Genomic DNA, 11,185 nt, shown 5'->3' with positions numbered 1-11,185 from the left:
CTGCTGTCGAAATACGAGTTCCCAGGCGACGACCTGCCTATCATCAAAGGTTCGGCACGTAAAGCACTGGACGGCGACACCGGTCCTCTGGGCGAAGTAGCCATCATGGCACTGGCCGACGCACTGGACAGCTACATCCCTACGCCAGAGCGCGCAGTGGACGGCGCCTTCCTGATGCCAGTAGAAGACGTGTTCTCGATCTCGGGCCGCGGCACTGTTGTTACCGGTCGCGTTGAGCGCGGTATCATCAAAGTCGGCGAAGAAATCGAAATCGTTGGTATCACCGACACCGTCAAGACCACCTGCACCGGCGTGGAAATGTTCCGCAAGCTGCTGGACCAGGGTCAAGCCGGCGACAACGTTGGCCTGCTGCTGCGCGGCACCAAGCGTGAAGACGTCTGGCGAAGCCAGGCTCGATCAAGCCGCACAACCACTTCACCGGCGAGATCTATGTTCTGTCGAAAGACGAAGGCGGCCGTCACACCCCGTTCTTCAACAACTATCGTCCACAGTTCTACTTCCGTACGACTGACGTGACCGGTTCGATCGAACTGCCAGCGGACAAAGAAATGGTTATGCCAGGCGACAACGTGTCGATCACCGTCAAGCTGATCAACCCGATCGCGATGGAAGAAGGTCTGCGCTTCGCAATCCGCGAAGGCGGCCGTACCGTCGGCGCCGGCGTTGTAGCAAAAATCCTGGCCTAATTAGCTAGGGTAAGACAAGAAGGCAGTGCCGCTCGCGGCGCTGCCTTTTTTTGTCGCAGGGCTGAGCATGCTGGCCATTTCGGTGGTATCATCTCGCCTCTTAGCTGTCGCTTTATCTTTACCTGGTTCACTTATTGCCGTGCGCGCCCGCGCCGGTTCGTTCTTTTAAGGAATTAACATGTCCGCACCAAACCAAAAAATCCGTATCCGCCTGAAAGCTTTCGACTACAAGCTGATCGACCAGTCCGCTCTGGAAATCGTTGACACCGCGAAGCGCACCGGCGCCGTGGTAAAAGGTCCAGTACCTCTGCCAACCCGCATCCAGCGTTACGACGTGCTGCGTTCCCCGCACGTCAACAAGACCTCGCGCGACCAGTTCGAAATCCGCACCCACCAGCGCCTGATGGACATCGTCGACCCAACCGACAAGACCGTTGACGCGCTGATGAAGCTGGACCTGCCAGCTGGCGTGGACGTAGAAATCAAACTGCAATAATTGATTTCGGCCAGGCGGCGGCCCAACAGCCTGCCGCCAGCCCACTGGGGCCGGGACCTGCGCGTGCGCAGCTCCCGGCCCCAGTGCCGTTTACGGGCGCCGCATTGCTTGCACTGCCCGCACTGCCTGCGCTGGCTGCATCACGCGCCGCGCCGGCGCCGCGCGCGGTAGCCGCCGGCGCCCACCGTGGCCAGGCCGGCCAGCAGCATGGCCCAAGCGCCCGGTTCGGGCACCGGACTCACCTCCAGCAGCACGGCCTGGCACAAGCCGGTGGACTGGCGGCAGCCGGTGCCGGAGATGCTGCCGCTGTCGTTGATGCCGGAAGCGGCCACGATGGTCCAGTCGCTGCCGTTCAGCACCCTCGTGTTCAGGTCCACTGCGCCGTTGTCGGTGAACAGGTAAGCCCAGGAGTCCGGCGAGCTGCTGGCCCAGCCGGTGCCCACCGCCATGCCGCTGTTGTTGACGTCGTTCAGGAACATTTCCCGGTTAGGCAGGCTGTACAGCGTCATATTGCCCTGCCCATCGCGCAGGAAGGCGCCGCGCAGCAGGGCCGAGATGCTGTAGGAGCCGCCTATCCAGCCGCTGTCGTTGATCGCGGAGGCGCTGCTGCTATTGGCGAAACTGCCCACCAGGCTGTAGCCGCTGCTGCTGTTGTCGTACACCACGGCATGCGACGTGCCGCTGGTGATGACGTTGCCGACGATGGTGCCACTGTTGTTGATATCCTGCGCGTAGCTGTTGATGCCGGGCGGCGTCAGGAACTGCGGCCCGCTGCCGTTATCGGAAAAGGCCGAGGAGGTGGCGCCCCCGTACCTGCCCACCATTACGCCGGCGTTGTTGATTGCTCTGAGCTGAACGATGTTGTAGCCGGCGGGCGGCGCATACACGGTGAAGTTGCCGTTGGCGTAACGCAGCGCATAGCCCGAGCCGGCCGGCAGGCTGGCCTCGCCCAGCACGACGCCGTTGTTGCTGATGCTGCCGAACGAGGTCGATTCGGCGCCGGGCACACTGTGCGTGGTGTAGTTGCCGTGGTTGTAGATAAAGCCGGACTGGGCACCGCTGTAGCCGACCACCGTGCCGGCGTTGTTGATGTCCTGCGCATAGCTGCCGGAGGGCCCGATGGCGGTAATGGTGTAGCTGGGAACTGCATGGACCAGGGTGGCGCCGGACAGCAGCATTGCCGCCAGGCCGAGTTGGACGATCTTCACGTTATTCTCCTTGAAAAGCTGCGGGAAACGAAAAGGACTGCGCGCGGCTCCAGCCCGGAGCCTGCTTGCATTATCGTTAACCCGCTGCCGCTACGGCGCTACTGTGCCGCCGTTAAACTATCGTTGAGCGCAGTGCAGCAGGTTTGCGTCCGAGCAAATGCGACAGCTTGCGCAAGGCGCCAGCCAGGCGCGCCCGTTCGCGGATGCTGCCCAGTGAAAGGCGGATGGCGTTCGGCGCGGGTGCGTTGCTGTCGGGGGCGCTGAACGCATCCGATGCGCTGACCGCCAGGCCCTCGTCATGCGCGGCGGCAGCCAGTTGCGCGGAACGCCAGTAATCGGGCAGGCCCAGCCAGATGTGGATGCCGGCGCTGCTCCCGCTGCTCCCGCCGCCAGGCGCGAACTGCAGGCCAGCCAGGATGTGCGCGGCCAGTTGCTGGCGCGCGTGCGCTTCTTCGCGCACGCCGGCCAGCAGGCGCTGCGCGGTGCCGTCGTGTAGCCACTGCGTCACCAGCGCGCCGGCCAGCGGAGACGGCATCAGCACCATGGCGCGCAGCGCTTGCAGGAAGCGCTCGCGCACGCCGCCGTCCGGCAGCAGCACGAAGGCAGTGCGCAGGCCCGGCGCCAGGCATTTCGACAGCGTCGAGATATAGTAGACATGGCGCGGCGCCAGCCTGGCCAGAGGGGGAGGGGCGCCGCTTCCGCTTTCCGCTCCGCCATCGGCCAGCAGCCAGTAGGGATCGTCCTCGATGATGGCCGCGCTGCAGCGCACTGCCGTGCGCGCAATCTCGCGCCGGCGCTGCTCGGACATGGTGTGGGCGGTGGGGTTCTGCAAGGTCGGGTTCAGGTACACCAGGCTGGCGCGGTGCTGTTTCCGGTAGCGCCTGCACGCCTTTTCCAGCGCATCCGGCCGCATGCCGTCGGCGTCCACGTCCACCGCCACCACGCGCCGGCCCAGCTGCTGCGCTGCCGCGCGCAGGCCGGGATAGATGGCGGGTTCGGACAGGATCACGTCGCCCGGTTCCGACAGCGCCAGGATCAGCGCCGCCAGCGCGCACTGCGCGCCCGGGCAGGCCACGATATGGTCCTGGTCCACTTTGCCGAACATGGGCGCCAGCCAGATTGCCCCGGCCGCGCGGTCGGCCTGGCTGCCGCCGCCCAGCTGGTAGCTCATCAGCAAGTCGCTGTCGGTGCGCATCAGTACCTGGCTCAGGCCCTGCTTCAGCATGTCGTCGAAATCCACGCCGGCCGGCGGGGGAGGGATGTTCATGCTCAGGTCCAGCATGGGCGCTAGTTCCACCTTGGGCGCGGCGGCGTAGGTGCCGGCGGCGCCCCTGCCCTCGACCAGGTGGCGCCGCTTGGCCTCGTCATAGGCGCGTGTGACGGTGGTCAGGTCCACCTCCAGCCTGGCCGCCAGGCTGCGCTGCGGCGGCAGGCGGTCGCCCGGCTGCAGGCGGCCTTCCGACAGCGCGCGCTCGATGAACTCGGCGATCTGCAGGTAGCGCGGACCGCCGTGCGGACGCAATTGTCCCAGCCAGGCCAGGTCTTGTATGGATGGTGTTGGGGGCATTCTGATCTCGATGTACGGATTTTGTCGCGGATTGCACTGTTTCCAAAGCGAATTATCCATACAAGACCCGTGATGCGCAACACGCCTGGCTTGCAGCCGTGACTGATCGCCGCGCCCGAGCAGGTGCAGTTGCCCGAGTAAGCATTCGCCGCGGCCCGGAGTGGACTTTGCGGGCGGGCGGCGGTAGAGTCTGCGGGTGTTGAACTTGTGGAATTGCTATGGCGAGAAGTATCCTGATCGTGGAGGATGAGCAGGCGATTGCGGACGGCATTGCCTATGCGCTGCGTACCGATGGCTTTGCGCCGCTGCATGTGACGCTGGGCGAGCTGGCGCTGGCGGCCATGCGTGGTGATGGCGGCCACCCTGTGCCAGAGCTGGTGGTGCTCGATATCGGCCTGCCGGACATGAGCGGGCTCGAAGTGTGCCGCCGCCTGCGCCAGTTTTCCGACGCGCCCGTCATCTTCCTCACCGCCCGCAGCGACGAGATCGACCGCGTGGTGGGACTGGAGATCGGCGCGGACGATTATGTGACCAAGCCTTTCTCGCCGCGCGAGCTGGTGGCGCGCATCCGCGTCATCCTGCGCCGGATGGCGCCGCCGGCCCCGCGCGCGCCGGACCACACCGCCCCGCAGCCGGGCGCCGCGCCGGACGGGCCGGGCGCGCTCACCGCGCAGTCCGCTCCCGCCACGCGCCAGGTGTCCGGGCTGGAGCTGCGCGCGCTGGAGGCGCGCATCCTGTACTGCGGCCAGGCGCTGGATTTGACCCGCTATGAATACCTGCTGCTGAAAACCCTGATCGAGCATCCCGGCCACGTGCTGTCGCGCGCGCAGCTGATGGACCGCGTCTGGACCGGCGCCTCCGATACGCTGGACCGTACCGTGGACGCGCACGTGAAATCGCTGCGCGCCAAGCTGCGCGCGGTGGCGCCCGACGCCGATCCGATCCAGACCCATCGCGGCCTCGGCTACAGCCTGGCTTCCGCATGAAGATAGGCCTGCGCATCCTGCTGGGCTACTTCCTGGTGGTCGGCCTGGCTGCGTGGTTCTTGCTGAACGTGTTCATGGCGGAGGTCAAGCCCGGCGTGCGCGCCACGCAGGAGGATACGCTGGTGGGCACCGCCCACATGCTGGCGGCGGCGGTAGCGGGCGACGTCAAGGCCGGCACGCTGCAGTCGTCGGGCACCATGGCGCGCATGCGCGACGCGCTGCACGGCCCGATCCGCGCCAGCGTCAGCGGCATCGACCGCGAGCGCCTGGACTACCGCGTCTACATCACCGACGCCAGGGGCATCGTGCTGTTCGACAGCGACGGCCGCGACACGGGCAAGGACTATTCGCGCTGGAACGATGTCTACCTGACGCTGCGCGGCAAATACGGCGCCCGCAGCACCCGTTCCAATCCGGATGACGAAGACAGCACGGTGATGCACGTGGCCGCGCCCATCCTGGAGCAGGGCAAGCTGATCGGCGTGCTGACCGTGGCCAAGCCCAACGCCAGCGTGCAGGCGTTCGTCGAGCGCAGCCAGCAGAGCATCCTGCGCGGCGGCGCCGTGCTGCTGGGGCTGTCGCTGCTGATCGGCCTGGCCGTCACCTCCTGGCTGGCGCGCGCGCTGGGCAAGCTGATGGCCTATGTGTCGGCGGTGGAGGCGGGCCGCAAGGTGGTGTTGCCGGAACTGGGCAAGAGCGAGATCGGCACCCTGGGACGGGCGCTGGAAGCCATGCGCGCGCGGCTGGAGGGCAAGGAGTACGCCGAGCAGCTGATGCATACGCTGGCGCACGAGCTGAAGTCGCCCATCGCGGCCATCCAGGCATCGGCCGAGCTGCTGCAGGAAGAGATGCCGGAGCAGGAGCGGCGCCATTTCCTCGGCAATATCGTGAGCCAGAATGCGCGCCAGAAGCAGCTCATCGACAAGCTGCTGGCGCTGGTGCGCGTGGAGCAGCAGCAACGGCTGGAGGCTGCCGAGAGCGTGGAGCTGCACGCGCTGGCGCGGCAGGCCGGCGGCGACTTTGCCGGCGCGCTGGCCGCCGCCGGCGTGGCCCTGGAGTATGCCGATGCGGCCCTGCCAGGCGTGGGTGGCGGGCCGGGTGACGGCAGCGATAGCGCAGGCCAAGGGGCAGCCCTGCTGGTGCGCGGCGATGCGCTGCTGTTGCGCCAGGCGCTGGGCAACTTGCTGGACAATGCCATCGGTTTTTCGCCGCGTGGCGGCGTGGTGCGCATTGCGCTCTGGCGCGCCGCCAACGAAGTGGGCATCGACGTCTGCGACCAGGGGCCTGGCGTGCCGGCCTATGCTGCCGGCCGCCTGTTCGAGCGCTTCTATTCGCTGCCGCGTCCCGGCGGCGGCAAGAGCACCGGCCTGGGCTTGCCGTTCGTGCGCGAGGTGGCGGCGCTGCACGGCGGCACGGTCAGCGTCGCCAGCGCGCCGGGCGGCGGCTGTTGCGCGCGGCTGGCCCTGCCGCTGCCGCTGGCGATTTAATAAATCGTCCGGCACTTCATCGCCACTGCACACAAAACGCATCGTCGCTTCGCGCGCGTTTCCTACACTGGCCGCTTTTCCAACCCAAGGAAGCGCCATGCAAAAGAAATTGCTTATGAAGGTCGGCATCATTGCCGCGCTGATGCTGCTGCTCTGCATCCCGCTGCTGATGATACAGGCCACCGTCCGCGAGCGGATGGCTTACCGCGACGATGCAGCCCGCAGCATCGCCGAAGACTCGGTCGGCGAACAGACCGTGATCGGCCCCGTGCTGGTCGTCCCCTACAGCGAGGAAATCGATACCCGTGTCAGCGGCGGCGCCGACGAGCCGCCGCGCACCAAGACCGCCACCGTGCGCCGCCTGCACCTGGTGTATCCGGACGAGCTGAAGGTGGGCGGCAACGTCGGCACCGAGCGCCGCTACCGGGGCATACACCAGGTGCTGGTCTACAACGGGCAGTACGACTTCAGCGGCACGTTCACCCTGCCGCCGGCGGCCGAGCTGCCGCGCAGCGGCGGCAACGCGCGCATCGCGGCGGTGGGGCGGCCGTACGTGTCGCTGCCCATCGCCGACGTGCGCGGCGTGCGCGCCATCCCGAAAATCAGCTGGAACGGCACGCTGCTGGAATTCGGGCAGGGCGCGCTGCTGGGCGCCTGGCAGGGCGGCATGCACGCCCTGCTGCCGCCGGACACGCTGGCCGGCGGGGCAGGGAGCGCCGCGCCCGTCAAATTCAGTTTCAAGCTGAACCTGGCCGGCATGGAGCGGCAGCATTTCGTGCCGGTCGGGCGCAACAACGTGGTGGCGCTGACGTCGAACTGGCCGCATCCGCAGTTCGGCGGACGCTTCCTGCCGGAGGAGCGCAAGGTGTCCGAAGCCGGGTTCAGCGCCACTTGGCGCGTGCCGTCGCTGGCGTCCAATGTGCAGATGCTGCTGGCGGCCCAGGCGCAGGAAGGCTGGAAGGGCGGGGCGGCGCCCGGCACGCCGGCTGCCGCCGCGGTGGCCCAGGCCGCGCTGGTGCGTGGCGCGGCATCCGGCGCAGGGATAGGCGGCGCGGCGCAGCTGGACTCGTTCAGCGTGGCCTTTGTGGAACCGGTGAACATCTACAGCCAGGCCGACCGCGCCAGCAAGTACGGCCTGCTGTTCGTGGCGCTGACCTTTGCCGCCTTCTTCGTGTTCGAGATCCTCAAGCGCCTGCCGATCCACCCGGTGCAGTACGCGCTGGTGGGACTGGCGCTGGCGCTGTTCTTCCTGCTGCTGCTGGGCCTGTCTGAACACGTCGACTTCGCGCTGGCCTACCTGGGCGCCAGCGCTGCCTGCATCGGCTTGCTGTCCTACTACCTGGGCTATGTCTTGCGCGACCGCTGGCGCGGCCTGGCCTTCGGCAGCGGCCTCATCCTCCTGTACGGCGCGCTGTACGGCCTGCTGATCTCGGAAAACAACGCCCTGGTGCTGGGCAGCCTGCTGCTGTTTGCCGTCCTGGCTGCGCTGATGGTCGCGACCCGCAAAGTGGACTGGTATCAACTCGGGAATTGATGGACTTTTTAACCGTTATTTCAGATTCTCACGAGACTCTGCGTTACACAAACAAAAGTTTGTGACGGAAAACAACGGTTTGGCGGCCAATTCGAAAGATTGTGCGGAATTTGTTTTCTCCCTCTTGCGTTGTAGCAATGAATTAAGTAATGCTATCAAGTTGCCATCATAGATCGGAACCGCCACCCGGCTTCCCGCGAAAGATGGCAGCACATTATAAGTTGATAGTCAAACAACACTTGGGAGTAGTTTTGAACCACACGCCGATCCTTAAGAAGCGCGCGATCGCTGCAGCCCTGGCTGTGGCCTTCTCGCAAACCGCCTTCGCCCAGCAAGCCCCTGCGCCGGAACCAAAAGTCCAGCGCGTTGAAATCACCGGTTCGAGCATCAAGCGCACCGAGACCGAGTCCGCTGGCTCCGTTCAAGTATTGACCCGTGCCGACATCGAGCGCACCGGCGCCACAACCGCGCTGGGCGTACTGACGTCGATCGCCGGCGTGGATGCCAACATCAACTCGGCCACCGCCAGCAGCGGCAGCTTCGCCACCGGTTCGTCCGGCGTCGAACTGCGCAACATCGGCAAAGTGTCGACCCTGGTGCTGGTCAATGGCCGCCGCATCGCACCGTACGGCCTGGCCGACGGCGCGCAGGAAAACTTCACCAACCTCGATGCCATCGCTTCCGAAGCGATTGAGCGCATTGAAGTGCTGAAAGACGGCGCCTCCGCGATCTACGGTTCCGACGCTATCGCAGGCGTGGTCAACCTCATCTTGCGCAAGGATTACGTCGGCGCCAAGATCAAGGCCAACTACACCACCATGGACGGTTTCAAGGATTACCGCACGCGTAACGTGGCGGCAATCGTTGGCTGGGGCGACGTGGAGAAAAACGGCTTCAACACCTACCTGAGCGTGGAAGGCTACCGCAACGATGGCTGGAGCACCGGCGACCTGCGCAGCAGTGTACCGGACTGGCACCGCTCGACCCCGGGCCGTTCGACCTGGGATGCGAAGAGCTCCTTCTCGCCTAAAGGTAACTACCTGGTGAACGGCGTGGTCACCGCGTCGAAAGCCTGCGACCCGGCCGACATCGACCCGGTCGACAAGGCATGCAAATGGGATGCGCTGCCGTACGCCGGCCAGACCACCAGCAACGAGCGTTGGGCAGTTGCCAGCAACACCCACTTCCGCATCGGCTCGAGCATCGACGCCCAGTTCGAACTGACCGCTTCCGGCTCCAAGACCGACTACATCGTCGCGCCGTTCAGCACCAACAATGGCGGCACCACTTCCTCCACCAGCGTCTGGTACAACGCCATCGACGGCAAGATGGTCGGTCCGTTCTCCTATCCGAAGCTGCCGGTCGGCCACCCGAGCAACCCATACGCCGTGGCGACCGAATACCGCGCGCGCCTGATGGACACCGGCGACGGCTTCAACTTCAACAAGACCGACGCCAACCAGTCGCGCGCCATGCTGTCCCTGTCGGGCAGCCTGGGCAACTACGACTGGAAATCGGCCGCCGGCTACATGATCTCCGACGCCACCAAGGCCACCCGCGCCGTGAGCGCCAAGGGTTACACCGACGCGATCGTCAACAAGACCTACAAATTCGGCCAGACCAACGACACCGCGCTGCTGGAGTCCATGTTCCCGGTCCGTACCACCGCCGGCAAGTCGAAGACGTACTTCATCGACGGCACCATCACCGGCGAAGCGGCGCAGTTGCCGGCCGGTCCGCTGAACTTCGCAGTGGGCGCCGACGTGCGCCATCAGTCCTACGAAATGGCCAGCTCGGACAACGTGCTGCGCGGCGACCTGGTGGGCATTTTCGGCCTGCAGGTGAAGGATACCCAGACCCAGTACGCCGTGTTCGGTGAAGCCGTCGCACCGCTGCTGAAACGCGTGGAACTGACCGCAGCCCTGCGTGCCGACAAGTCCGGCGAAGCCGACGTGCACGTGTCGCCGAAACTGGGCCTGAAGATCAACGCCCTGGACAGCCTGCTGCTGCGCGCCACCGCCTCGGGCGGCTTCCGCGCACCGAACATCGTCGAGACCGGTAACGGCCTGGGCCGCAGCTCGGTCGCCACCAACGTCAACGACCTGCGCCGTTGCCCTATCGCTACTGAACTGAACAATATCGTGCAGAAAGCGGCCGGTGCGACCACCATCGACAAGCAGCGTGCCAACACCTTCCGCAACAATGACTGCCTGGCCGGTCTGCCGAGCTTCGTGTCGTCCAATCCCGAGCTGAAGCCGGAAACCTCGAAGTCGTTCACCGTGGGCGCCGTGTGGGAACCGCTGAAGAACACCTGGCTGTCGCTGGACTTCTTCAAGATCGAGCGTAAAGACGAAATCGGCACCCGCACCGTGGCCGACGTGTTGCGCGCGGAAGCGTCGCTGCCGGCCGGCCAGCTGGTGCGTATCGACAGCAGCGCTGCCGACAACGAGTTCCTGTCCATCGTCAAGAAGTACGCGCCAGCCACCACCACCAACTTCGGCGGCATCGGCTCGCTGGGCCTGGTGTACAACCCGTACGTCAACAGCGGCAAGACGCGCGTGTCCGGCTTCGACTTCGAAGGCGCCACCAAGTACAAGCTGGAAGGCATCGGCGACCTGAGCGTGAAGCTGGAAGGCGTGTACAACTGGAAGTACCAGGTGTTTGACGTGGGTACCGGCGAGTACGGCCGCAACTACTTCGGCAGCTATGACTACGGTCCACGCCTGCGCACCAAGCTGCGCCCAACCCTGAAGACCGGTGACCTGACCCAGGGCCTGACCATCCACTACAGCAGCGGCTACGCCAACAACAGCGAAGATTCGCCGACCTACTGCGAAACCCAGAAGGTTGCCGCTGAATTCATGGGCGCTTGCAACCGCGTCAATGGCCGCACCGTGGTGGACTACAACGTGAACTACCGCGGCATCAAGGGCACCACCCTGGCGCTGTACATCAACAACCTGTTCGACCGCGAGCAGGCTGTGCGCTGGCGTGATGGCTACTCCTTCACCAGCCCGGGCATGCGCACCATCGGCGTGACCGCTGCTTACGAGTTCAAATAAGCAGCTAGCGTGAAGTAGTACCCGGCATCCCCGGAGTACCGAGGCCAGGCGGCAACGCCTGGCCTTTTTTAATTGACATACCCCGTACTAAGTTGTTGCGTCAAGAGTCTTTTCACGCTACACTAGCCGGCTTCGGTA

7 protein-coding genes and 1 pseudogene are annotated in these 11,185 nt (G+C 65.4%); 6 read left to right on the top strand and 2 right to left on the bottom strand.

Annotation, left to right across the window (positions count from 1 at the left end):
* Positions 1-707, top strand: a pseudogene (locus ASC94_RS33935) (EF-Tu/IF-2/RF-3 family GTPase); the annotation flags it as partial.
* 178 nt (positions 708-885) lie between these two features.
* A complete protein-coding gene (rpsJ, locus tag ASC94_RS28480; protein ID WP_028101676.1) occupies positions 886-1,203 on the top strand; it encodes a 30S ribosomal protein S10 in 318 nt (105 codons plus the stop codon).
* 140 nt (positions 1,204-1,343) lie between these two features.
* Here the strand turns inward: rpsJ and ASC94_RS28475 are convergent, their stop codons facing one another.
* Positions 1,344-2,411, bottom strand: a complete 1,068-nt coding sequence (locus ASC94_RS28475; protein WP_056404312.1) for a PEP-CTERM sorting domain-containing protein — start codon at positions 2,409-2,411, stop codon at positions 1,344-1,346.
* 112 nt (positions 2,412-2,523) lie between these two features.
* Positions 2,524-3,978 (bottom strand): PLP-dependent aminotransferase family protein, encoded by a 1,455-nt coding sequence (locus ASC94_RS28470; RefSeq protein WP_157201622.1) that lies wholly within the window; start codon positions 3,976-3,978, stop codon positions 2,524-2,526.
* 218 nt (positions 3,979-4,196) lie between these two features.
* Here ASC94_RS28470 and creB point away from each other — a divergent pair, with 218 nt between their 5' ends.
* The 4 genes from creB (at position 4,197) to ASC94_RS28450 (ending at position 11,047) form a co-directional block, all read left to right on the top strand.
* Positions 4,197-4,964: a two-component system response regulator CreB gene (gene creB, locus ASC94_RS28465; protein WP_056404310.1), complete on the top strand. Its 768-nt coding sequence runs from the start codon at positions 4,197-4,199 to the stop codon at positions 4,962-4,964.
* On the top strand, positions 4,961-6,451 hold the full coding sequence (gene creC / locus ASC94_RS28460) for a two-component system sensor histidine kinase CreC (RefSeq protein WP_056404308.1): 1,491 nt from the start codon (positions 4,961-4,963) through the stop codon (positions 6,449-6,451). Before creB ends, creC begins: the two co-directional genes overlap by 4 nt.
* A 97-nt stretch (positions 6,452-6,548) precedes the next feature.
* Positions 6,549-7,985 carry a cell envelope integrity protein CreD gene (creD, locus tag ASC94_RS28455; protein WP_056404306.1) on the top strand — a complete coding sequence of 479 codons (1,437 nt, stop codon included), beginning with the start codon at positions 6,549-6,551 and terminating at the stop codon, positions 7,983-7,985.
* Positions 7,986-8,236: 251 nt separating this feature from the next.
* Entirely contained in the window at positions 8,237-11,047 is a 2,811-nt protein-coding gene (locus ASC94_RS28450; protein WP_229417440.1) for a TonB-dependent siderophore receptor, read from the top strand.
* Positions 11,048-11,185 lie beyond the last annotated feature (138 nt).

The sequence above is a fragment of the Massilia sp. Root418 genome, assembly GCF_001425265.1.
Classification (GTDB): domain Bacteria; phylum Pseudomonadota; class Gammaproteobacteria; order Burkholderiales; family Burkholderiaceae_D; genus Rugamonas.
Note: the sequence above shows the minus strand (reverse complement) of the source record. Positions and strands in the feature narration are given on the sequence as shown.

What these genes read in the sequence shown, in the direction of transcription:
- ASC94_RS28470 (WP_157201622.1), bottom strand. Translation starts at nt 3,978, where the DNA reads ATGCCCCCAACACCATCCATACAAGACCTGGCCTGGCTGGGACAATTG.
- creB (WP_056404310.1), top strand. Translation starts at nt 4,197, where the DNA reads ATGGCGAGAAGTATCCTGATCGTGGAGGATGAGCAGGCGATTGCGGAC.
- rpsJ (WP_028101676.1), top strand. Translation starts at nt 886, where the DNA reads ATGTCCGCACCAAACCAAAAAATCCGTATCCGCCTGAAAGCTTTCGAC.
- creD (WP_056404306.1), top strand. Translation starts at nt 6,549, where the DNA reads ATGCAAAAGAAATTGCTTATGAAGGTCGGCATCATTGCCGCGCTGATG.
- creC (WP_056404308.1), top strand. Translation starts at nt 4,961, where the DNA reads ATGAAGATAGGCCTGCGCATCCTGCTGGGCTACTTCCTGGTGGTCGGC.